The sequence below is a fragment of the Mesoterricola sp. JemC181 genome (assembly GCF_055384585.1).
Genome location: NZ_AP045076.1, coordinates 25,067 through 45,744, shown reverse-complemented (window position 1 = coordinate 45,744; position 20,678 = coordinate 25,067). Strand labels below are relative to the sequence as shown.

Annotated in this window: 21 protein-coding genes and 1 riboswitch; of the genes, 13 read left to right on the top strand and 8 right to left on the bottom strand. The window is 70.3% G+C overall.

Features of this window, described 5'->3' with window-relative positions; all coding sequences use genetic code 11:
• Positions 1–11 precede the first annotated feature (11 nt).
• Positions 12–812, bottom strand: coding sequence for a hypothetical protein (locus tag ACZ5MC_RS00215; protein WP_306598238.1), 801 nt, complete (start codon positions 810–812; stop codon positions 12–14).
• A gap of 151 nt (positions 813–963) precedes the next feature.
• Between ACZ5MC_RS00215 and ACZ5MC_RS00210 the strand changes: the two genes are divergently transcribed.
• Complete coding sequence (locus tag ACZ5MC_RS00210) at positions 964–1,725, top strand: DeoR/GlpR family DNA-binding transcription regulator (protein ID WP_306598237.1); 762 nt, start codon at positions 964–966, stop codon at positions 1,723–1,725.
• Positions 1,726–1,743: 18 nt separating this feature from the next.
• Here the strand turns inward: ACZ5MC_RS00210 and ACZ5MC_RS00205 are convergent, their stop codons facing one another.
• Positions 1,744–2,178 (bottom strand): secondary thiamine-phosphate synthase enzyme YjbQ, encoded by a 435-nt coding sequence (locus ACZ5MC_RS00205; RefSeq protein ID WP_306598236.1) that lies wholly within the window; start codon positions 2,176–2,178, stop codon positions 1,744–1,746.
• A gap of 53 nt (positions 2,179–2,231) precedes the next feature.
• Here ACZ5MC_RS00205 and ACZ5MC_RS00200 point away from each other — a divergent pair, with 53 nt between their 5' ends.
• The 4 genes from ACZ5MC_RS00200 (at position 2,232) to ACZ5MC_RS00185 (ending at position 5,863) form a co-directional block, all read left to right on the top strand.
• Positions 2,232–3,008: a thiazole synthase gene (locus ACZ5MC_RS00200; protein ID WP_306598235.1), complete on the top strand. Its 777-nt coding sequence runs from the start codon at positions 2,232–2,234 to the stop codon at positions 3,006–3,008.
• A 38-nt stretch (positions 3,009–3,046) separates the two neighbouring features.
• On the top strand, positions 3,047–3,973 hold the full coding sequence (gene lipA / locus ACZ5MC_RS00195; protein WP_464516805.1) for a lipoyl synthase: 927 nt from the start codon (positions 3,047–3,049) through the stop codon (positions 3,971–3,973).
• The gene (gene rlmN, locus ACZ5MC_RS00190) at positions 3,970–5,034 is read left to right on the top strand and encodes a 23S rRNA (adenine(2503)-C(2))-methyltransferase RlmN (protein ID WP_464516804.1); all 1,065 of its coding nucleotides are present in this window, start codon (positions 3,970–3,972) and stop codon (positions 5,032–5,034) included. The genes lipA and rlmN overlap by 4 nt, the downstream gene beginning before the upstream one ends.
• Before the next feature lie 247 nt (positions 5,035–5,281).
• On the top strand, positions 5,282–5,863 hold the full coding sequence (locus ACZ5MC_RS00185) for a non-canonical purine NTP pyrophosphatase (protein WP_464516803.1): 582 nt from the start codon (positions 5,282–5,284) through the stop codon (positions 5,861–5,863).
• Here the strand turns inward: ACZ5MC_RS00185 and ACZ5MC_RS00180 are convergent.
• On the bottom strand, positions 5,860–6,303 hold the full coding sequence (locus ACZ5MC_RS00180) for a hypothetical protein (RefSeq protein WP_306598231.1): 444 nt from the start codon (positions 6,301–6,303) through the stop codon (positions 5,860–5,862). The two genes, ACZ5MC_RS00185 and ACZ5MC_RS00180, sit on opposite strands and share 4 nt — an antisense overlap.
• A gap of 48 nt (positions 6,304–6,351) precedes the next feature.
• Positions 6,352–6,551, top strand: a riboswitch (cobalamin riboswitch).
• 75 nt (positions 6,552–6,626) lie between these two features.
• Here ACZ5MC_RS00180 and ACZ5MC_RS00175 point away from each other — a divergent pair.
• Genes ACZ5MC_RS00175 through ACZ5MC_RS00140 form a run of 8 tightly spaced genes read left to right on the top strand, consistent with a single transcriptional unit; the run spans position 6,627 to position 14,000 of the window.
• Positions 6,627–8,609, top strand: coding sequence for a TonB-dependent receptor plug domain-containing protein (locus ACZ5MC_RS00175; RefSeq protein WP_464516802.1), 1,983 nt, complete (start codon positions 6,627–6,629; stop codon positions 8,607–8,609).
• A 33-nt stretch (positions 8,610–8,642) separates the two neighbouring features.
• Positions 8,643–9,464 carry an ABC transporter substrate-binding protein gene (locus tag ACZ5MC_RS00170; RefSeq protein ID WP_464516801.1) on the top strand — a complete coding sequence of 274 codons (822 nt, stop codon included), beginning with the start codon at positions 8,643–8,645 and terminating at the stop codon, positions 9,462–9,464.
• Entirely contained in the window at positions 9,461–10,432 is a 972-nt protein-coding gene (locus ACZ5MC_RS00165) for a FecCD family ABC transporter permease (protein WP_464516800.1), read from the top strand. Before ACZ5MC_RS00170 ends, ACZ5MC_RS00165 begins: the two co-directional genes overlap by 4 nt.
• A complete protein-coding gene (locus ACZ5MC_RS00160; protein ID WP_464516799.1) occupies positions 10,426–11,145 on the top strand; it encodes an ABC transporter ATP-binding protein in 720 nt (239 codons plus the stop codon). Before ACZ5MC_RS00165 ends, ACZ5MC_RS00160 begins: the two co-directional genes overlap by 7 nt.
• An 11-nt stretch (positions 11,146–11,156) precedes the next feature.
• On the top strand, positions 11,157–12,191 hold the full coding sequence (gene cobT / locus ACZ5MC_RS00155; RefSeq protein ID WP_306598226.1) for a nicotinate-nucleotide--dimethylbenzimidazole phosphoribosyltransferase: 1,035 nt from the start codon (positions 11,157–11,159) through the stop codon (positions 12,189–12,191).
• Positions 12,188–12,916: an adenosylcobinamide-GDP ribazoletransferase gene (cobS, locus tag ACZ5MC_RS00150; protein ID WP_464516798.1), complete on the top strand. Its 729-nt coding sequence runs from the start codon at positions 12,188–12,190 to the stop codon at positions 12,914–12,916. Before cobT ends, cobS begins: the two co-directional genes overlap by 4 nt.
• Positions 12,913–13,482 (top strand): histidine phosphatase family protein, encoded by a 570-nt coding sequence (locus ACZ5MC_RS00145; protein WP_306598223.1) that lies wholly within the window; start codon positions 12,913–12,915, stop codon positions 13,480–13,482. The genes cobS and ACZ5MC_RS00145 overlap by 4 nt, the downstream gene beginning before the upstream one ends.
• Before the next feature lie 2 nt (positions 13,483–13,484).
• Positions 13,485–14,000, top strand: a complete 516-nt coding sequence (locus tag ACZ5MC_RS00140; protein ID WP_306598222.1) for a bifunctional adenosylcobinamide kinase/adenosylcobinamide-phosphate guanylyltransferase — start codon at positions 13,485–13,487, stop codon at positions 13,998–14,000.
• A 7-nt stretch (positions 14,001–14,007) separates the two neighbouring features.
• On the opposite strand, the gene bluB is transcribed toward ACZ5MC_RS00140, so the two are convergent.
• The 5 genes from bluB to ACZ5MC_RS00115 are packed head-to-tail and all read right to left on the bottom strand — an operon-like array spanning position 14,008 to position 20,603.
• Positions 14,008–14,640 (bottom strand): 5,6-dimethylbenzimidazole synthase, encoded by a 633-nt coding sequence (bluB, locus tag ACZ5MC_RS00135; RefSeq protein WP_306598221.1) that lies wholly within the window; start codon positions 14,638–14,640, stop codon positions 14,008–14,010.
• Between the two features lie 36 nt (positions 14,641–14,676).
• Entirely contained in the window at positions 14,677–15,402 is a 726-nt protein-coding gene (locus tag ACZ5MC_RS00130) for a DUF4097 family beta strand repeat-containing protein (RefSeq protein WP_306598220.1), read from the bottom strand.
• 44 nt (positions 15,403–15,446) lie between these two features.
• Positions 15,447–16,904, bottom strand: coding sequence for a DASS family sodium-coupled anion symporter (locus ACZ5MC_RS00125; protein ID WP_306598219.1), 1,458 nt, complete (start codon positions 16,902–16,904; stop codon positions 15,447–15,449).
• A 45-nt stretch (positions 16,905–16,949) separates the two neighbouring features.
• Positions 16,950–18,098, bottom strand: a complete 1,149-nt coding sequence (locus ACZ5MC_RS00120) for a PleD family two-component system response regulator (protein WP_306598218.1) — start codon at positions 18,096–18,098, stop codon at positions 16,950–16,952.
• A gap of 3 nt (positions 18,099–18,101) precedes the next feature.
• Complete coding sequence (locus tag ACZ5MC_RS00115) at positions 18,102–20,603, bottom strand: ATP-binding protein (RefSeq protein ID WP_464516797.1); 2,502 nt, start codon at positions 20,601–20,603, stop codon at positions 18,102–18,104.
• Between the last annotated feature and the right edge of the window lie 75 nt (positions 20,604–20,678).

Genomic DNA, 20,678 nt, shown 5'->3' with positions numbered 1-20,678 from the left:
ATTCGCGGGCGTCAGATCCTGAAGGCGAGGGACAGTTCGAAGACGAACCCGCGGCGGGTGCTCTCTTCGAGGACGGGGGCCTTGCCGGTATAGGTGAAAGGCTTGTAGTCGAAGTGGTTCATGCCGATGTTCCGGATGGCCAGTTCGAGCCGGGCATCCCGGGTCAGGGCCGCGCCGACGCCCGCGTGCAGGCCCAGGGCCGCCCGGGTCTTCTCCCGGACCATGGCCCAGCCCTCGTAGTAGTCCCTCACCGGGCCCGCGGGGTCGGCGGGATCCACCGGCACGTTTCCGGGCACGGAAGCGCCCTGGGCGTCCACGGGGATGAGGGTGCCGGTCAGTTCGGCGGAGACCTTGTAGAAGTCCAGGCTGGCGCCGGCGAACCAGTACATGGAGCCCGCCCCGAGCTGGTCGGTGTACGAGGCGCGAAGGCTGAACCCCTGTGCGCGCTCCTTGCGGAAATCGATGGAATTGCCCGCGCTCAGCGCCAGCGGGCTGCCGTTGTACGAGGTGGTGGGGTTCTGGGGGTCGTAGTAGACGGGGCCGCTGCCGGGCATGGCGTCCCTGGGCTGGCCGGGCAGGACGTCGAACCCGAGTTCCACGGTGAGGGCCCGGGTGGCCCCCAGGGGAAAGCGCCCGGCAACGGCGAACCCGATGGCCTTGTTGTCGGCGTGGTCCCGCCGGAAGTCCCCGGCCGTGAGGCCGGCGCGCACCTTGAAGTCGAAGGCCGGGGCGGGATCCGCGGCCAGCAGGGGCAGGAGAGTCCCGCAGGCCAAAGCGGCGAATGCCCTGGGGACGAGATGGTTGGACAGCATGGTGGGCCCTCCGGGGTGGTGCGGCAGATGGTGGCTGGTCACGTGGTTTCGTGTCTCAATGCTGCATTGAATTTGATTGGTCTTGATTGAATTTAAGCAAAAACGATCAAAATGCAACAACAAAGTTTTTCGTTTCATGCTATTTTGAAGGATGCGACAGGAAGAACGCCTCGGCCTGATTCTGGACCGGCTTGCCAAGCACGGCACCCTGGGGGTCACGGACCTGGCCCAGGAACTGGGCGTGTCCACCGCCTCGGTGCGCCGGGATCTGGAAATGCTGGAAGAGCAGCATCTGCTTTCCCGGACCCACGGTGGCGCGGTGGCCAACAGCCTGGTCTACGAACTGCCCCTGCGGTACCGGGGCGGCCGGCAGAAGGAGGAGAAGCGCCGCATCGCCGCCGCGACCCTGGGCATGCTCGGGGAAGGCACCCTCTCCATCGGGCTCACCGGCGGCACCACCACCACGGAGGTGGCCCGGGTCCTGGCCACCCGCACGGGCCTGACCATCGTCACCAACGCCCTCAACATCGCTTCCGACCTGGCCCTGCGCCCCAACATCAAGCTCATCGTCACGGGGGGCACGGCCCGGAGCGAGTCCTACGAACTGGTGGGACCCCTGGCCGAAGCCAGCCTGGAGGGCATCCATCTCGACCTGGCCATCGTGGGCGTCGACGGCATCAGCGTCCGGGGCGGGCTCACCACCCACCACGACGTGGAGGCCCACACCAACCGCGCCCTCATCGAACATGCCCGGCGCACCCTGGTGGTGGCGGACGGTTCGAAGGTGGGACGCATGGCCTTCGCGCGGATCTGCCCGGTGGCCCAGGTCAGCGAGCTGATCACCGATGCCAGCGCCGATCCGGCCGAACTCCAGAACCTGCGGGAAGCCGGCGTGAAGGTGTCGATCGCCTAGAAAGGGAAGGCGCCCCCGTCATTCACCGATGATCTTGATCAACACCCGCTTGTCCCTGCGGCCGTCGAACTCCCCGTAGAAGATCTGCTCCCACGGCCCGAAATCCAGGCGGCCCTTCGTTATGGCGACGACCACCTCGCGGCCCATGATCTGGCGCTTGTGGTGGGCGTCGCCGTTGTCCTCGCCCGAGCGGTTGTGCAGGTAGCCGCCCCGGGCGGGGTCGCTGCCTTCGTTGAAGGGGGCGAGCTTCTCCAGCCAGCGCTTGTAGTCCTCGTGCAGGCCCGGCTCGTCGTCGTTGATGAAGACGCTGGCGGTGATGTGCATGGCGTTGACCAGGCAGAAGCCCTCCTGGACGCCGCTGTCGTCCACGGCCTCCTCCACGTCGGGGGTGATGTTCACGAAGCCCATGCGCTCGGGCTGGTGGAGGGTCAGGGTCACGCGATGGGATTTCATGGGGTGCCTCCTCCCTACAGTAGACTGGTACCTTCCTTTTTTGGAGTCGCCCCATGCTCACCATCGCCGGCCGCACCTTCCAGAACCGCCTCATCCTGGGGACCGGCAAGTACAAGGATTTCGCCACCATGAAGGCCTGCTACGAGGCCGGAGCGGTGGAGATGGTGACCCTGGCGGTGCGGCGCTTCGACCTGTCCGCCAAGGGGGACGACAACATCCTGAACTGGATCCCCAAGGGCATGGCCCTCCTGCCCAACACCGCGGGCTGCTACACCCGGGAGGACGCCCTGCGGGTGTGCCGCCTGGCCCGGGAGGCCCTGGAGACGGACTGGGTGAAGCTCGAGGTCATCGGGGACCCCCTCAGCCTCTACCCCGACGGGGAGGAGACGCTGCGCGCCGCCGAGATCCTCGTGAAGGAGGGGTTCGTGGTGCTGCCCTACATCAACGCGGACCCCATCCTGGCGAAAAAGCTCTGCGAGGCCGGCTGCGCGGCGGTGATGCCCCTGGGATCGGCCATCGGCTCGGGGCTTGGGGTGCAGAATCCCTACGTGCTCCAGATCCTCCGGGACGTGGTGGGGGGGTTCGGCCTGCCGCTCGTCGTGGACGCGGGGGTGGGCACGGCCAGCGACGCGGCGGTGGCCATGGAGCTGGGGGCGGACGCGGTGCTCATGAACACCGCCGTGGCCGAGGCCGCGGACCCCGTGAAGATGGCCCGGGCCATGGACTACGCCGTGAAGGCGGGGCGCCTGGCCTTCGAGGCCGGCCGCATGCCTCGTCGCTTGTACGCCAGCGCCTCCAGCCCGGTGGGAGGGGTGGTGGGGAAAAGCTGAGGCGCCGGGTTATCCTGGGAGGGCAAGGGAGCCCGTACATGCCTCGATTCTCAAGACGATCCGGCCGCGAAGTCCTGGAGGGCCACCCGCGCCTCCCGGACTGGATCGTCCAGGAGAAGGTCAAGCTCTCGGATCTCCACGCCATGAAGGCCGGGATGCGGGAATACGCCCTGCACACGGTGTGCGAGGAGGCCCGCTGCCCCAACCGGAACCACTGCTTCACGCACGGCACCGCCACCTTCCTGCTCATGGGCGACACCTGCACCCGGGCCTGCGGGTTCTGCTCCATCCAGAGCGGCAAGCCCCTGCCCCTGGACCCGCGGGAGCCGGAGGAGACGGCCCTCCGCGTGGCCTCCCTGGGCCTGAAGTTCGCCGTGCTCACGTCGGTGAACCGGGATGACCTTCCCGACGGGGGCGCCGCCCACTTCGCGAGCACCATCCGCGCCATCCGGCGCCTGAACCCGGGCGTGGGGGTGGAGGTGCTCACCCCGGACTTCCTGGGGGATCTGGACGCCGTGGCCGAGGTGGTGGCCGCGGGCCCGGCCGTGTTCAACCACAACACGGAGACGGTGCCCAGCCTCTATGCCGAGGTCCGGCCCGCGGGGCGCTTCCAGCGCTCCCTGGACGTCCTGGCCCATGCCAAGCGCCTGGGCACGGCGCTCTTCGGGGACGAGTTCCGCACCAAGTCGGGGCTGATGCTGGGGCTGGGGGAGACCGAGGAAGAGCTGCTGGAGGTCTTCGGAAAGCTCGTGGAGGCGGGCGTGGACATCCTCACCCTCGGGCAGTACCTGCGGCCCACGCGCCACCAGCTGCCGGTGAGGAGCTACGTGCATCCGGACGCTTTCGCCGAGCTGGGACGCAAGGCCAAGGCGCTGGGGTTCCGCACGGTCTACGCGGGGCCGCTGGTGCGGTCCAGCTTCAACGCCCACGAGGTGAGCGGCCTGGAAGGGATCTCCATCGCATGACCACGGACGCCGCCCATCCCTGGGACGCCCCGGCCCCCGAGGCCGCGGGACGGCCCTCCGCCTTCGGGCTGCTGCCGGAGGACCTGGAAGGGGCCCCCGGGCGCGCCGAGCACGTCTTCAACCGGCTGCAGCGGCCCTGGACCTACCGGCCCGAGGGCCTCTTCCTCAACCGGGAGGCGCGGGAGTGGATCGCGGCCTCGTTTGACACGTCGCTGCCCGAGATCGTGGAACGCCACCCGAGCGAGGACGGCGCCACCAAGGTCGTCCTCCGCCTGAGGGACGGGGAGCGCATCGAGGCGGTCCACATGCCCCGGGACGTGCGCAACCCCCGGGTGACGCTCTGCATCAGCAGCCAGGTGGGGTGCGCCATGGGCTGCACCTTCTGCGCCACCGGCGCCATGGGGATCCGGCGCAACCTCTCCGCGGGCGAGATCGTGGGGCAGGTGCTGAGCCTCATCCGCACCCTGGGCCCCGCCCAGCCCCACGCCATCACCCTGGTGTTCATGGGCATGGGCGAGCCCCTGCACAACCTGGACAACGTCCACCGGGCCATCCGGATCCTCAACCATCCCTGGGGCCTGAACATCTCCACCCGGCGCATCACGGTGTCCACGTCCGGGCTCGTGCCCGCCATCGAGCGGCTTTCCGGCCTGCGCCCCCGCCCGTGGCTGGCCCTGAGCCTCAACGCCACCACGGACGAGGCGCGGAGCCGGGTCATGCCCGTCAACCGCGTGTGGGGCCTGGAGCGCCTGCGGGAGGCCCTGGGCGCCTGGGGGCTGGCCCCCGGCGAGAAGTTCCTCCTGGAATACGTCCTGCTGGCCGGGGAGAACGACACCGTGGAGGACGCGGACCGGCTCGCGGACTGGCTGGGTGAGCTGCGTCATGGGCACAACATCAACCTGATCCGCATGAACGAGCATGCGGCTTCCACGTTCCAGCAGCCGGAGGAGGAACGCCTCCAGGCCTTTCTGGACCGGTTGAAGGCCCGGGGATGCTTCGTGACGGTGCGGAAGAGCCGGGGCAGGGACGTGCAGGGTGCCTGCGGCCAGCTCCTCAAATAAGGTTTTGCCCCCAGGTTCGAAATAATTAAATATTAATAACAGAGTGTGACCGCTGTCCATTGGAGAACTGAATCAATCGTGATAGCGTTCATCTCGTTCTCCCTTGAGGTCCCGAATGAATCAGCCGGATGATGTTTCACAAAACTGGGTTCCCCCTGCGGAAACCTGGGCGCCGCAGGGGCAGCCACCCACGGTGGATCCGTATTATGAAGACCCTTATAATCCCGACCCCTATACCAAGATGTAGATGAAGATCCTCCTCGCCTCCCGCAATGCGGGAAAGCTCCGCGAATTCGGGGAACTCCTCCAGGGCGTCGAGTTCCTGGCGTGGCCCGCGGATGCGCCGGACATTCCCGAGGAAGGGGCGTTCTTCCAGGACAACGCCCTGCAGAAGGCCACCTTCGCCAGGGACTGGTGGCGGCGCCACGGCACAAGCCCGGTCGATGGCGTGCTTTCGGACGATTCGGGCCTCTGCGTGGACGCCCTGTGGGGTGGCCCCGGCGTGCTGAGCGCCCGGTTCGCCCCCGGGCTGGCGCAGGACGCCAAGAACCGGCGCCTCCTGGCGCTCATGCCCCCCGGCGCGGCGCGGTCGGCCCGGTTCGTCTGCGTGCTGGCTTGGGCGCCCATGGACGGCGACCCCGTCACATTCGGCGGTTCCGTGGAAGGGCATCTCGCCCCCGAACCCCGGGGTATCCAGGGCTTCGGCTACGATCCGCTCTTCGTTCCGGAGGGGTACGGCCAGACCTTCGGGGAGCTCAGCTCCGCCGTCAAGCAGACGCTCAGCCACCGTTCCCGGGCGAGCCGGGCCTTCCTTGAGGCCGTGCGTTAGGCTTCCTCGTCGCCCCAGATCTTCTTTTCCCGCAGGTTCACGGCGGCCTGATAGGCGGCCAGGATGGCGTTGCGCACGCGCTGGTAGCCCTGCTCGGTGACCTTGGAATTGAAGGTCATGGTGGAGATGACGTAGTAGCCCTCGCCGTTGGGCAGGGGCTGGGGGGCCGAGATCTGGATCTGGGGGGGGAGCACCGCCGAGGAGCTGTCCTCCCGGAGCCGGACGGCCAACCGATCGGACCAGGCCTGGAGGCGCGGGGTGATGGCCAGGCCCTCCTCCACGCCCGCCACCAGGACGCGGCCATAGAGGGTGAAGGAGAGGCGCAGCTGCGGCAGGTCGATGGCGCTGTTGAGGTAGCCCGCCATGGAAGCCAGCTGCTGGAGGTCCTTCTGGATCGCCAGGAGCTTGGGACTCGCCTGGGGGAGGGGTTTGGTGGCCATGCACCCATTATGCACCTTGAATTCGTCCCGGCCTCCTGCGAACCTTGTCCCCTACAGCGTGTGCTGGATGTTCGGGAAGCAGGTTTGAATCCTGCGCTGCCCCGCAACGGTATGCACCCCGGGCCGAGCGCCATGGACCGGGAGACCCTGCTGGAGCCACTGGGGCGTATCCCCGGGAAGGATCCAGGGGCATCGCAAGATGCCTGTCGCGTGCGAGCCCGGAGACCGGTCCTGCATTAACCCAACCGTCGTGGGGACGGGGAGGGACTTTGCCCATCCGGCGAGGCCTTCATCGTTCCCCGGCCTCATGCGCGGAGCATGCAATGGGCAATTCAAGAATCCTTTTCCCGCTGGTCGTGGGGGCCAGCCTGTGGGCCGGAGGCCCGGTGGTGGAACCGCCGCCGCCCCGGTCCGAGGCCTCGGCCACGGTCACGGTCACCGCGGAGGCCACGCCGGTGGAGCTGGTGCGGACCCCCAACCCCGTCCTGGTGGTCGACAGGGCCGCCATCGAGGCGAGGGGCGCGGACAATCTGGGCGACCTGCTGAGGCTGCTCCTGCCGGGCCAGGTGTTCTCCTCGGGCGGGGTGGGCACCGCGGCCACCCTGAACCTGGGCGGGGGCCGGGCCCAGGACACGGTGGTGATGCTGGACGGCATCCGCCTTTCGGACGCCACGGGCTTCGGGGGGGTGAACCTCTCGATGGTCTCCCTGGCGGGCATCGAGCGCATCGAAGTGCAGCAGGGGCCCTGCTCCACCCGCTTCGGCTCGGACGCCCAGGCCGGGGTGGTGGCGCTGTACTCGGCGGGCCACGCGCGGGAGGGCTTCAGCGGCCAGCTGCGGGCCGGGGCCGGGAGCCAGGCCATCCGCCAGGGCCTCTTCGCGCCAGCCTACGGGTGGACCTCGGGCTGGGTGCGGGCCTCGGTCAGCGCGCAGCAGGAGGACGGGGCCACCCCGGCGGACAACCCCTTCCGCTCCTCGGGCGTATTTTTCGGCGGGGGCCAGCAGCTGGGGGCCGACACCCTGCTCACCGCGAGCTACCGGAACGCCTTCGCGGGCGTGCCCATTCCCATCTCCTACGCGGACTATGGTTCCGGCAACCGGGACGCGTCCCAATACGTCCCCTCCCGGCAGGACTTCAGCCGCACCGAGGTGCTCAGCGCGACGCTGCGCTCCACCCTGTCCCCGGCGATCCTGGGGGAGCTGACCCTGGGGCAGGCGCTGCAGACCCGGCTGGAGCCCAACTACACGGACGGCGCGGCCACGGAGCGGTACACGAGCCGGCGCGACCAGGCCAACGGGGCCCTCACCTGGCGCGTGGCCCGGACCTCCACCCTCCAGGCGGGCTTCGACGCCTACCAGGAGACGGCCCGGTTCGCGGGCACCCTGGACCCGGCCACGGGCAGGCATCTGGCGGTCTTCCTCGAGGACCAGACGGAGTTCGCCGACGCCCTGCGGGTGGTGGCCACGGTCCGCGGCCAGAGCGACCGGCTGACCTTCCCCGGCGCGGCGGAAACCCGGGTTTCCCGGGCCACCTGGAAGCTCGGGGTCAACTGGCTCCTGGGCGGCGGACTGCGGGCCTACGCCTCGGCGGGCACCGCCTTCGCCAATCCCCTGCTCTTCCAGGCCATCTACAACGCCCAGTACCAGGGCCAGGCCCTGGACAACGAGCGCAGCTTCACCTCCCAGGCCGGCCTCACGTACGAGAAGGGCCCCTGGACGGCGGGGCTGGAGCTCTCCCGCACCCTCTACGGGAACCTGGTCTATTTCGACGCCAACGGGGGGCAGTTCATTCCCGCGTCCTGGGGCGGCTACTACTCGGGCATCTACCGCAACGGTTCCGACCTGCGGCTCCAGTCGGCCCAGGCCACGGCGGGCTACCGCACCGCGTCGTGGAGCCTCCAGGGCTTCTACCGGAACCAGGAGTTCCGGGACGAGCGCGCCGACCCCGCCATGCGCTTCTCCTCGGGCGCGGTGATCCGGAAGCCGTTCCAGTCCCTGGGACTCAACGGCCACCGCACCTTCGGGGACCTGAGGCTGGAGGGATGGTGGTCCTGGATCGGTCCCCGCTACGACTACGGCCTGCCCACGGCCTTCAAGGAGCACTTCAACGACCTGGGCCTCAAGGCGGCCCTGCCCCTGGGGCCGGGGGTGGTCCTCTCCCTGCGGGCCGACCACCTCCTGCAGCCCCGCACCACCGTGGCGCAGTGGCTGGCCCGGGAGCGGGACTTCCAGAACGACGCCTCGCAGATCTTCGGATTCCCGGCCCAGCCCCCGACGGTGACCCTCGAGATGCGCTACCGTTTCTAGAAACCTTCCCCTTTACTGGACACACTCCTGCACATGCGCCGCTTCCTGTCCGCCCTCCTCCTCCCCGCCCTCCTCTGGGCGGGGGGGCCCGTGCGGGTCGTGAGCCAGACCGTGGGCACCGACGAACTCCTGGTGGCCCTGGCGGCGCCGGGCCAGATCGCGGCCCTGAGCCACCTGGCCCGGGACCCGGACTTCACCCCGGATGTGCGCGCCAACGCGAAGTACCCCTGCCTGCGCACCGGCACCGCCGAGGACGTGCTCCACTTCCGCCCCGGCCTGGTGCTGGCGGCCGCGTGGACGGCGCCCGAGACCCTGACCATCCTGCGCCGGGCCAAGGTGGACCTGGTGGTCGTGGACCGCTTCGAGACGCTGGAGGATCTCTACGACTCCGCGCGGAAGATCGGGGCCGCCCTGGACCGGCGCGAACGCGCCGAGGAGCTCATCGGGCAGTGGAAGGCCCGGGTGGCGGACCTGGACCGCAGGCTGAAGGGCGTCAAGCCGGTGCGGGTCCTGTCCGTGGGCCTCTATCCGTTCACGGCCGGCGCGGGCACCACCTTTCAGGACCTGTGCGACCACGCGGGGGCCCTGAACGTCGCGGCGGAACAGGGCCTCCGTGGCCACCAGCCCACCCCGGGCGAGAAGGTGCTGAGGTGGAAGGTGGACGTCCTGGTCACCGACAAGGGCGAGCGCATGGCCGAGCGTCTCAAGGCGACGGCCCCCTACAAATACCTTGATGCGCTGCGCCGCGGGAACCTGGTCGAGGTGCCGGGGCCCCTCATGTCGGCCACCAGCCAGGCCCGCATCGACGCCTACGAGTTCCTGGCGCGGGCCCTGCACCCGGAGCGTTTCCGGTGAGGCGCCGTGCCGGCACCATCCTCGCGCTGGTCCTGCTGCTGGCGGTGGTGGCGTCGCTCGGACTGGGCGACTCCAATCTCGGGCCCATGGCGCTCCTGCGTGCCCTGGTGGGCCGGGGGGACGCCCTCGACCGGACCATCCTCTGGGACCTGCGGCTCCCGCGGACCCTCGTGGGCGTCGCCGTGGGGGCCGGGCTCGCGGCCTCGGGCGTGACCATGCAGGCCTTCTTCCGGAACCCCCTGGCCTCTCCGGGCCTCCTGGGCGTGAGCGCGGGCGGTGCCCTGGGGGCCGTGGCGGTGCTGGCCCTGGGCTGGCAGGCCAGCTTCCTCACCGTGCCCCTGGCGGCCATCGCCGGGGCCTTCCTGGCCACCGGCGCGGTCCTGGTGCTGGCCCGCCGCGGCGCGAGCCCCGAGCACCTGCTGCTTTCGGGCGTGGCCCTCAACGCCTTCTTCGGGGCGGGCACCAGCTTCCTCCTGGCGCTGTCGGCCGGCAAGTTCGAGGTGAGCGGGCAGATCCTCTTCTGGCTCATGGGCGGCATCGAGAACCGCACCTGGGAGCACGTGGCCATCGGGCTGCCGGGAGTCCTGCTGTGCTGCGCCCTTCTGCTGCCGCTGGGCCGGCCCATGAATCTCCTGAGCCTGGGCGAGCCCTCGGCCCAGAGCCTGGGCGTGGACGTGCGGCGCCTGCGCTGGCAGCTCATCGCGCTTTCCACCGTCCTCACGGCCCTGGCCACCGCCGTGGGGGGCGTGGTGGGCTTCGTGGGCCTGCTGGTTCCCCACCTCCTGCGCCTGGCCTTCGGGCCCGACCACCGGAGGCTCCTGCCCCTGTCCATGCTGGGTGGCGCCGCCCTGGTGCTCCTGTGCGACCTGCCCACCCGCTTCGTGCCGGGGGGCCTGCGCCTGGGCGCCATGACGGCCCTCATCGGCGGGCCCTTCCTCCTCTGGATGCTCCGGAGGAACCCGTGCTGAAGCCCGTGCTGGAGGCCGAAGGCCTCACCCTGGGGACGCGGCTGAGGGACCTGTCCGTGGGCCTGGCTCCGGGCCGCATGGTGGCTGTTGTGGGGCCCAACGGCGCGGGCAAGTCCACCCTGCTCCAGGTGCTGGCGGGCCTCCTCCAGGCCCGCGGGCGGATCCGGTGGCAGGGGCGGGACCTGGCCCGCATCCCCTTCCTGGAACGGGGGCGGACGCTGAGCTGGCTGGGCCAGGAGAGCCACGCGGACTTCGCGTTCCCCGTGCGGGAGGTGGTGGCCCAGGGGCGCCACGCGTGGGGTGACGACGGCCACGGGGTGGAGGCGGCCCTGGACGCCCTGGACATCCGGCACCTGGAGACGCGCCCCATCACCGAGCTGAGCGGGGGGGAGAGGCGGCGGGTCTTCCTGGCCCGCGCCATGGCCACGGGCGCACCTCTGCAGCTGTGGGACGAACCCGCGGCGAACCTGGACGTGCGCCACGCGCTGGAGGTGCTCCGGCTCGGCCGGGACCTGGCCACCGCCGGCTCGACCCTCCTGGTGAGCCTCCACGACCTGCGCACCGCCTTCCGCTTCGACGACGTGATGGTGCTGGACCAGGGCCGGATGGTGGGCTTCGGGCCCCCCGAGGCCATCCTCACCCCGGAACTCATCGGCTCCGTCTTCCGCGTGAAGGCGTCGCCCGCCCAGGGGCTGGCCCTGGAACTGCCCTGACAAGGATCCCCATGCGCCTCCCGACCCTGCCCGCCCTCGACCCGGCCTTTCGCGAGGCCGTCGGGCGCCACGTGGACGACCTCACCAAGCCCCTCGGGGCCCTGGGCCGCCTCGAGGGGCTGGGCACGCAGCTGGCGTGGATCGCGGGGACGCTGCGCCCGGCCGATCCCGAGGCCTACATCCTCACCTTCGGCGGCGACCACGGCATCGCGCGCCACCAGGTCTCGGCCTATCCGCAGGAAGTGACGGTCCAGATGATGGCCAACATCGCCGGAGGGGGCGCGGCCATCTCGGCGCTCTGCCGGGCCAACCGCATCCACCACCGGGTCATCGACGCGGGGGTTGCCTCCCCCTGCCCTTTTCCCGGCGTGGCCCAGCGGAACATCCTGAGGGGCACCCGGGACCCCCTGGCGGGGCCGGCCATGACGCGGGCCGAGGCGGAGGCCGCGCTCCGGGCCGGCCTGGACGAGGTGGCGCTCCTGCCTGACCACCCCTTCGCCCTCCTGGGCGTGGGCGAGATGGGCATCGCCAACAGCTCGGTGGCCGCGCTCCTGGTGTGCGCCTTCACGGGCCTGGATCCGGCCGAGGCGGTGGGGCCCGGCACCGGGGTCGCCGGCGCGGCCCTGGGGAGGAAGCTGGAGGTGATCCGCGGCGTCCTGGCGCGGCACCGCCCGGACCCCTCGGACCCGCTGGGCGTGCTCGCGGACGTGGGCGGCGCCGAGTTCGGCGCCATGGCGGGGGCGATGCTCGGCGCGGCCGCGCGGGGCTGGGCGGTGATCGTGGACGGCTACATCGCCGGCGCCGCGGCCCTGGTGGCGCTCGCCCTGGAACCGCGCCTGGGGAACTTCCTGGTGTGGAGCCACCGCAGCGCCGAACCCGGGTCCCGGCACCTGCTGGAGCACCTGGGCAAGGAGCCCGTGCTGGACCTGGACCTGCGCCTGGGCGAAGGCACCGGAGCCGCGCTGGCCGTGCCCATCCTGCGCTCGGCCTGCGCGGTGCTGCGCGAGATGGCCACCTTCGGCAGCGCGGGCGTGAGCCGCGCATGACCGCTAGCCTGGTGGCGGCGATCCGCTTCCTGACCCGGGTCCCGGTGCCGGGCCGGGCCACCCGGGTCGAGGACATCGCGCGCGGCGTAGGCTGGTTTCCCCTCGTGGGGGCGCTGGTGGGGGCCGCGACGGCCGGCGTGTTCGTGCTGGGACTGCGGGTCTGGCCGGCTCCGCTCGCGGCTGCCGTGGCGGTGGGCTTCGGGCTGATGCTCACCGGGGGGTTCCACGAGGACGGGGCGACGGACGCCATGGACGGCCTGGGCGGAGGGTGGACCCGGGAGCGCGTGCTGGAGATCATGAAGGACAGCCGCATCGGGGCCTACGGCGCGATGGCCCTGTGGGTGCTGCTGGCGGTGCGCTGGAGCGCGCTGGTGGCCCTGGACCGGCGGGCCCTCTGGGCCCTTCCCCTCGCCATGGCGTGGGGGCGGTGGTCGATCAGCGTGCTCATGGGGCTCCTGCCGCCGGTGGCGCCAGGGCTCGCGAAGGAGGTGGGGGGCGAAGGGAGGTGGGGGCCCTTCCTGGGCGCCACGGCGCTCCTGCTCCTGGCCAACGGCCTCTGCCGGAACTGCCCGGGCCTGGGCAGGGCGGCCCTGGCCGCCCTGGGCGCCCTGGGGCTCTGGGCCCTCTACCTCAAGCGCCGTCTGGGGGGCCAGAGCGGGGACCTGCTGGGCGCCGGCAACCAGCTGGTGGAGGGGGCGGTGCTGCTGGCGCTGGTGGCGAGATGATGCCCCTCTACCTGCTCCGCCATGGGCCCACGGAGGCCGCGGCGAAGGGGGCGCCCCTGGGGCGCCTGGACCTGCCCGTGACCCCGGAGGGGCGGGCCCAGTGGCCCCGGGTGAAGGAGGAACTGCTCGGCCTGGGCATCCAGCGCGTCCTCACCTCGGACCTGGGCCGGGCCCGGGACCACGCCCTGGACCTGGGCCTGCCCAGCCTCGTGCTGCCGGGCCTCTCGGAGCAGTCCTTCGGAGCCTGGGAGGGCCTTCCGTGGGACCAGGTACCCGAAGCGGAGGCCTTCTTCCAGGACCCGGTGCGGGGCGTGCCCCCGGGCGGCGAGAGTTTCCTGGCCTGCTCGGGCCGGGCCCTCCTGGCGCTCCAGGGGGCCCTGGACGGGGACGGGGCGACCCTGGTGCTGGCCCACGGGGGCCCCTTGCGGGCCATCCTGGCCCACTACATCGGCCTGCCCGCGACCCGCGCCCTGGACCTGTCGTGGCAGCCCTACGGCCTCACGCGGGTGGACGCGTATGCCGCCGGCCGCGGGGTGCTGCGCTTCCACAACCGGCCCGCGGGCTGACCATGGGACGGATCCTCTTCCTCACCGGGCCCGTGCGCAGCGGGAAGAGTTCCTGGGCGGTGGAGCGGGCCGCGGCCTGGGGCGGGGACACCGTCTTCGTGGCCACCTACCGCCCCGAACCCGGCGACGGGGAGATGGCTGCGCGGGTGGCGCGCCACCGCGCTGAGCGCCCCGGCTGGCGCACCCTGGAGGCGCCTCGGAACGTCGCCGCCGCCCTGGAGAGCCTCGATCCTCCGCCTTCGGGCGTGGTGCTGGACTGCCTCACGCTCTGGCTGGGGGACCGCATGGAGGCCTCCGACGAGGCGATCCTCCAGGCCTGGAACGGGGAGCTGGAGGCCTTCGCGCGCCTGCCCTGGCCCGTCATCGTCGTGGGCAACGAGGTGGGGTGGTGTCCCGTACCCGCCGATCCCGCGCTGCGGCGCTTCCGGGACCTGGCCGGTTGGCTGGGGCAGGCCACGGCGAAGGCGGCGGACGAGGCCTGGCTCTTCGTGGCGGGGTGCCCGGTGCGGCTCAAATGAACGGGGCCTACCGCTGCAGAAGGTGCTTCGCCAGCGGGTTGCGGTGGTCCCATCCGGCGATCTCCAGCACGGGGATCTCGGGCTCCTCGAGGGGCCAGCCGATGCAGAGGTAGCCGACCCAGCCCCAGGTGGCGGGCAGGTCCATGACCGTCCGCAGGCGGTCCGGTTCCAGGATGCTCACCCAGCCCACGCCCACGCCCTTGGCCCGGGCGGTGAGCCAGAGGTTCTGGATGGCGCAGACGGCGGAGTCCCGCAGGGTCTCGGGCTGGGTCTGGCGGCCCAGGCCGTGGCCGGAGTCGGGGTCCGTCTCCACGCACACCAGGAGGTGGATGGGGGCCTCCTTGAGGCCGGCCAGCTTGAGGCTGCGGTAGAGGCGGGCCCGTTCGGAGTCGTAGAGGGCCGAGGCCGCGTCGTTGGCGCGCTGGAACTCGGCGATGACGGCCTCGCGCCGGGCGGGGTCGTCCACGCGCACGAAGCGCCAGGGCTGGGAGAGGCCTACGGAAGGCGCGTGGTGGGCGGCCTCCAGCAGCTCGGTGAAGAGGTCCTCGGGCACGGGGTCCGGGCGGAAGCGGCGCACGTCCCGCCGCAGGCGGAACAGCTCCTGGAGCTGGAACTGGAAGTGGGGGGGGAATGCCGGCATGGTCGGGCTGTCCTCAGCAGCTCAGGCCAGTGTAGATCAATCCAGGGTGATGTCCCCGTTCACGGTCTTGAGCTGGAGGACCTGGGCCCCGTCTCCGAAGGAGGCTTCGAAGCTGCGCCGGGACACGTGCACGTCCTTGGCGCCCTCGCTCCTGATCCGCAGGTCGCCGTTGACGGTGGTGGCCTTGAGGCGGCCCGTGAGGCCCTGGGCGGAAAGCCTGATGCCGCCGTTGACGGTCTTGGCGCTGACCGGGCCGGAAAGGCCCCGGCCCCGGATGCCGCCGTTGACGGTCTCCGCCTTGAGGGAGCCCTTGAGGCCCTCGAGGCTGATCTCGCCGTTCACGGTCCGGCACTCGGCCGCGCCGGTGACGTCCTTGAGTTCCACCAGGCCGTTGACCGTCTCCAGGGAGGCGAGGGCGGAACGGGGCACCTTGAGGTCCATGTCGCAGACCGGGCCGTTGCGGGACTCCTTCGGGTGCTCGCCCCGGATCTCCAGGCCGCCGCCCTTGGGCTCAAGGACGACCTTGACCTGCTCCTTCCCGCTGGCCGGGGTGAACGCGCCGGTGAATTCCACCTCGGCGCGGTCCCAGACGGCGACCCGGATGTGGCCGTTGACGTTGCGGACCTTCAGGGGCGCGCCCGGGGCCAGGGGGACGGTGCGCGTCTCCGTGGCCTTGACGCCGGGGGCGGGCTGGACGATCACGGTCTGGGCCGCCAGCGGGGCGATGAGGATGAAGGCTGCGACAGGGGCAAGGCGAAGCATGGTTCCCTCCGTTCGGTGAGGATACGGAGGGAACCGGGCCGGGTTTAACCCACGGGGCGGATGACCGTCAGCCAGGGGATGCCCAGGCCGAGGGTGACCGCGATGAAGAGCAGGCCGAAGAACAGTCCCAGGCCCCAGAATGCCTTGGTGGAGATGTAGCCGCTGGCGTAGTACACGGGGCCGGGGCCCGTGGCGTAGGGGGTGATCACGCCCATGATGCCCAGGGAGAAGCAGAGCAGGAGCGCGAAGGCCTTGGCGTGCATGCCGGGGATGGCCAGGCCGGAGGCCAGGACCACGGGCAGCACCGCGGCGGTGTGGGCCGTGAGGCTGGCGAAGAGGTAGTGCACGAAGAAGAAGAAGGCCACCAGGGCGCCCATCACCAGGATCGGGGAGAAGCCCGCCAGGTGCGCGGCGACGGCCTTGGCCACCCAGGTGACGAAGCCCACCTTGTTCAGGCCGTCGGCCATGGTCACGAGGGTCGCGAACCACACCAGGACGTTCCAGGCGGCCTTGTTGGCCAGGATGTCGTCCCAGGAAACGATCGCCAGCACGATCATGGCCGAGATGACGAAGAACACGACCGCGGTGGCGTCGATGAAATTGGAGCCCAGCAGCGGCAGGCGGATGTCCTTGTTGGAGCCGACGATCCACAGGAAGACCGCGAGGACCACCAGGAAGGCCATGGCGCCCTCGGAGAACTTGAACGCGCCCATCTTCTTGAGCTCACCGGCGGCCCACGCCGGGGTCTCCTCGGACACCTTCACTTCGGGGGGGTAGATGAAATAGGTGAGCACGGGAACCAGGATCAGGAGCAGGACGCCCATGGGGAGGAAGCCCATGAACCAGTTCATCCAGGTGACGTCGATCTTGCCCACGGAACGCAGAATGGAAAGGGCGGCCACGTTGGGCGCCAGGGACGTGAGGAACAGGGAACTGGTCACGCAGGTGGAGGCGAAAGCGGTCCACATGATGTAGGAGCCGATCTTGCGGGCCGTGGGGCCGGGCTCGGAGCCGTACAGGGCGGGGATGTTGCTGATGACGGGGAAGATGGTTCCGCCGCTGCGGGCGGTGTTGGAGGGGGTTCCGGGTGCGAGCGCCAGGTCCGCCAGCATGATGGCGTAGCCCAGGCCCAGGGTCCGGCGCCCGAGGAGCTTGACCAGGAGGAGCGCGATGCGTCGTCCCAGGCCGCTCTTGGCATACCCGATGGAGAAGATGAAGGCGCCGAAGATGAGCCAGACCGTCTTGTCGGAGAAGCCCGCCAGGGCCCACGCCACCGAGCCCGCGGGGGTCGGCGAGACGTAGCACATGATGGCGGCGAAGGAGACGCCGATGAACCCGACGGCCGCGGGCGGCAGGGGCTCGAGGATCAGGCCCAGGATCGTCGCGGCGAAGACGGCGAAGAAGTGCCACGCGGCCGGAGTCAGGCCCGCCGGTACGGGCAGAAGTCGCAGCACGAGCCAGAGAATGATCGGGCCGAGGGCCTTCACAAATTTCGAGTTCATATGTCCTCCTGGTGATGGGACCAGGATACTCCCTGCCAAGTTGTCCTAGGCGAACAACTTGAGCGTTTCGTCCAGCTTGCGGAGAACGGACAGGATCCTGAAGGGCTCGACCGGCAGGAAATCCACGGCGCCCGCGGCCAGTGCTCGGTTCCGCTTGAGATCCTCGTCCTCGTCGGTCCCGGCGAGGATGATGGGGAGGGTGCATTTTTCCTGTTCGACCACCTGCCTGGAAAGTTCCAGGGGACTGGCAAGCCGGAGATGGTTGTGGATGAGAATCAGCTTCACCCGGCCCCAGTCGGCCTCGTCCCCGCCGAAGGGCTTGAGGAAGGGGCGCACCGGCCCCGTGATGTAGTCGAGGCTGATCACGCCGAACTTGCGGCCCAGGGCCTCGGCCATGTGCCGGGCGAACTCCTCCCGCTCGGTGAGGATGAGGATCGTGGGCTGGCGGTCCACCCATAGCCGCGCCTGGGGGAGGTTGCTGCCCTTGGCCGGGGCCCGGCCCGACTCGAAGCTCTCCCGGTCCCGCTGGGCCTGGATCCGCTGCTGGGTGTCCAGCCAGGTGCGGTACTGGCCCAGGAGGGTCTTGTCCACGCGCTCGGTGAACTTCATGCCCACGAAGTTCGCCCCGAAGTAGGCGACCCGGGCGGAGGCGGTGAGCAGGAGGCCGTCCTCCAGGGCCAGGTCCAGGGTGGACTCCTCGCCCATCCTCAGGACGTCCTCGATCTTCTGGGAGGAGTCCTTAAGCGCGAGTTCGAAACCGTCGTTGCCGAAGCCGCGGATCTCGCCGTCGAGGACCGCGTTCTTGCTGTTGCTGAAGGTGACCAGGGGGGCCACGTCCGGGGCGAAGTGGGCCAGCCGGTTGTCGTCGGCCCGGCGCAGGGTCCGGGGCAGGGTGAAGGCGGCGCAGGGGACGCCCTCGAGCTCGGACGGGCCGACGAACGCGAGCACGGTCTCGTACCGGAACCCGCGGTCGTCGAAGGTCATGGAGACGCTCTCCTCGGGCGCCAGGGCCCATTCCTCGAGTTCCTTGGGGCCCAGCCGGATGCCGATGCGGCCGGGTTCCTGGAACAGGATCTGGAACAGTCCCCGCTTGTCGCGGCAGCCCAGGGAGACCTTCATGCTGGCCACGCAGAGGCGCTGCAGCATCATGCGGATGGCGTAGGCGTTGTCGATGGTGCGGTCGGAATTGGTCATGGGTCAGGCCGGAGGAAGCCATCGGTGGAGCGCGCTCTTGAGGTCCACGATGGTGATGGGCTTGGGGATGTAGTCGTCCATGCCGGCTTCCAGGCACCGTTCGCGGTCCCCCTGCATGGCGTTCGCGGTCATGGCGAGGATGGGGGTGCGCCGCTCCCCCCCCTCCCTTGCCCGGATGGCTCGGGTGGCCTGGAAGCCGTCCATCTCCGGCATCTGGCAGTCCATGAAGACCAGGTCGTACTCCCGGGCCAGGACCATCTCCACGGCCTCCAGCCCGTTGTTGGCCAGGTCCGCCGAATAGCCCAGCTTGCGGAGGATGGCCATGGCCACCTTCTGGTTCACGGCGTTGTCCTCGGTCACCAGGAGGCGGGCCTGGGATTGGATCCCCTCCCGGGGCGCGGCCTCGGCGACCGCCGGCAGGGGCACGGCGTCCTTGCTGCGCTCCAGGAGGGCCTTGAGGTGGGACTTGCGCATGGGCAGGGGCAGGAATTCGGTGATGGGCAGCGAGGTGGGCTTGCGGGCCTCGTCCTGCTCGTAGAGCGAATGGGCCATGATGAGCCGGAGCCCGCCCAGGCCCGGGGCCGAATGCACCGCCTGCAGGAACTCCATCATGCCGGCCTGGATCCCGCCCTGGGACCCGAAGACCAGGAGCGTCTTGTCGTCCAGGGCCGCGCAGCGCTCCCGCAGGACGGCCAGGCCGTCAAGGCTGGGCTCCACCACGGTGGCCTCGTAGCCCCACGCCTTCAGCTGGGCGTCCAGGACGCCTGCCGTGGCGGGAGGGAGCCCGGCCAGGAAGAACCGGAAGGGGGCGTCGGGCAGGCCCGTCTCCTGGGGGGCGTCCTGGGGCTGGAACCGCGCGGTGAACCAGAATACGCTTCCCTCGCCCGGGACGCTGTCGACGCCGATGGCGCCCTCCATGAGCTCGGCGATGCGCTTGCAGATGGCCAGCCCCAGCCCGGTGCCGCCGTACTTGCGCGTGGTGCTGGAATCGCCCTGGTAGAAGGACTGGAAAAGCTTGCCCGCGACCTCGGGCGACATGCCGATGCCGGTGTCCCGGACCTCGAACCGCAGGAGCACGGAGGACGCGGTGCGCTCGGCGACGAGGACGTGGATGGTGACCGAGCCGTCCGCGGTGAACTTGAGCGCGTTGTCGGTGAGGTTGGAGAGCACCTGCCGGAGCCGCGTGGGGTCGCCCAGGAGCTTGGTGGGCGCCGCCCCCTGGATCCAGGTGGCCAGCTCGACGCCCTTGCCGTGGGCCTTGAAGCCCAGGATGGCAAGGAGGTCGTCCAGCAGGCCCTGGAGATCGAAGCCGATGCGCTCGAGCTCCATCTTCCCGGCCTCGATCTTGGAGAAGTCGAGGATGTCGTTGATCAGGCGCAGGAGGGTCGCGGCACTGGTGCGTATGGTGGTCGCGTAGTCCATCTGCTCGACGGAGAGCGCGGTGTTGAGGATGAGTTCCGTCATCCCGATGATGCCGTTCATCGGCGTCCGGATCTCGTGGCTCATGTTGGCCAGGAATTCCGACTTGAGCCCGGCCAGCTGCACCGCCTCGTCACGGGCCTGGCTCAGCTCCCAGTTCTTCATCTCCATGTCCAGCGCGGCCTGGGCCAGCTGGGCCTCGGAGCGCTTGCGGCCCGTGATGTCGTGGAAGAGCCAGAAGTGGCCGAAGAGGTCCTCTCCCGCGTCGATGGGCACGAAGTCCATGGAAAGCACCCGGCCGTCCGCGAGGGGGACCTCGAGGCCGCTGGTCACCTTGCGTTCGGCCAGGAGCGAGGACTGCAGCTCCAGGAAGTCCTCAGGGTAGAGGAAGGCCCCCAGGGCCAGATCCATGAGTTCGGTGGCCTCGCTGCCGGCAAGGAGGTGCGGCGGGACCGGGATGTCGAACATCCGGCAGAAGGGCTCGTTGATGAGCGCGATGCCCCGGTGCTCGGTCTCCACGAGGATGGCTCCCTGCATGTTCTCGATGAGGGCGCGCAGGCGGGACGTGAGCGTGTTGAGGGCGGCCTGGGCCAGCTTGCGCTCCGTGATGTCGTTCATGGTGCCGGAGACGCCGATGACGACGCCTTCGGCGTCGGTGGTGATGCGGGTGTACATCTCCACCCAGAAGTAGGCTCCCTCCCGCTTTCGGAACTGGAACTCGCCCCGCACCGTGTCCTCGCCGGTCTCCAGGGCGTAGGTGAGCATGTTCAGGTACCGGCCCTTGTCCAGGGGGTGCATGTTGCCCAGGAACGGCTGCCCGAGGCTCTCGTCCACGGAGAAGCCCGTGATGGCGCGCCAGGCCGGGTTGAGGAAGGACCAGTTGCCGTCCCGGTCGATCTGGAAGAGCACCTCCCGGAGGTGGTCCACCAGGGACCGGTACCGCGCCAGTTCGGCGGCGGCGGGACCCGCCGTGAGCCCCACGTTCACCGATTCCAGGAACGCCGTCCACGCCGGGCCCTCCGGGAGCGGGGCGCCCGAGGCTACCAGATTCGCCATGTGCTGGGCGAGCAGGGGGTGCATTTCCATGGCGGGGATCGATTCCGGCGGGTGGAAGGGAATCCATCCATACTATCGGTTGGGCCGCTGAAAACCAGGACGGGC

Excerpts from the sequence above, each read along its gene's own strand:
- ACZ5MC_RS00200 (WP_306598235.1), top strand. The coding sequence starts at position 2,232 with ATGCTCACCATCGCCGGCCGCACCTTCCAGAACCGCCTCATCCTGGGG.
- bluB (WP_306598221.1), bottom strand. The coding sequence starts at position 14,640 with ATGCCGGCATTCCCCCCCCACTTCCAGTTCCAGCTCCAGGAGCTGTTC.
- cobS (WP_464516798.1), top strand. The coding sequence starts at position 12,188 with ATGACCGCTAGCCTGGTGGCGGCGATCCGCTTCCTGACCCGGGTCCCG.
- ACZ5MC_RS00180 (WP_306598231.1), bottom strand. The coding sequence starts at position 6,303 with ATGGCCACCAAACCCCTCCCCCAGGCGAGTCCCAAGCTCCTGGCGATC.
- ACZ5MC_RS00140 (WP_306598222.1), top strand. The coding sequence starts at position 13,485 with ATGGGACGGATCCTCTTCCTCACCGGGCCCGTGCGCAGCGGGAAGAGT.
- ACZ5MC_RS00215 (WP_306598238.1), bottom strand. The coding sequence starts at position 812 with ATGCTGTCCAACCATCTCGTCCCCAGGGCATTCGCCGCTTTGGCCTGC.
- ACZ5MC_RS00175 (WP_464516802.1), top strand. The coding sequence starts at position 6,627 with ATGGGCAATTCAAGAATCCTTTTCCCGCTGGTCGTGGGGGCCAGCCTG.
- rlmN (WP_464516804.1), top strand. The coding sequence starts at position 3,970 with ATGACCACGGACGCCGCCCATCCCTGGGACGCCCCGGCCCCCGAGGCC.
- ACZ5MC_RS00185 (WP_464516803.1), top strand. The coding sequence starts at position 5,282 with ATGAAGATCCTCCTCGCCTCCCGCAATGCGGGAAAGCTCCGCGAATTC.
- ACZ5MC_RS00170 (WP_464516801.1), top strand. The coding sequence starts at position 8,643 with ATGCGCCGCTTCCTGTCCGCCCTCCTCCTCCCCGCCCTCCTCTGGGCG.
- lipA (WP_464516805.1), top strand. The coding sequence starts at position 3,047 with ATGCCTCGATTCTCAAGACGATCCGGCCGCGAAGTCCTGGAGGGCCAC.
- ACZ5MC_RS00130 (WP_306598220.1), bottom strand. The coding sequence starts at position 15,402 with ATGCTTCGCCTTGCCCCTGTCGCAGCCTTCATCCTCATCGCCCCGCTG.
- ACZ5MC_RS00205 (WP_306598236.1), bottom strand. The coding sequence starts at position 2,178 with ATGAAATCCCATCGCGTGACCCTGACCCTCCACCAGCCCGAGCGCATG.
- ACZ5MC_RS00120 (WP_306598218.1), bottom strand. The coding sequence starts at position 18,098 with ATGACCAATTCCGACCGCACCATCGACAACGCCTACGCCATCCGCATG.
- ACZ5MC_RS00125 (WP_306598219.1), bottom strand. The coding sequence starts at position 16,904 with ATGAACTCGAAATTTGTGAAGGCCCTCGGCCCGATCATTCTCTGGCTC.
- ACZ5MC_RS00145 (WP_306598223.1), top strand. The coding sequence starts at position 12,913 with ATGATGCCCCTCTACCTGCTCCGCCATGGGCCCACGGAGGCCGCGGCG.
- ACZ5MC_RS00210 (WP_306598237.1), top strand. The coding sequence starts at position 964 with ATGCGACAGGAAGAACGCCTCGGCCTGATTCTGGACCGGCTTGCCAAG.
- cobT (WP_306598226.1), top strand. The coding sequence starts at position 11,157 with ATGCGCCTCCCGACCCTGCCCGCCCTCGACCCGGCCTTTCGCGAGGCC.
- ACZ5MC_RS00115 (WP_464516797.1), bottom strand. The coding sequence starts at position 20,603 with ATGGAAATGCACCCCCTGCTCGCCCAGCACATGGCGAATCTGGTAGCC.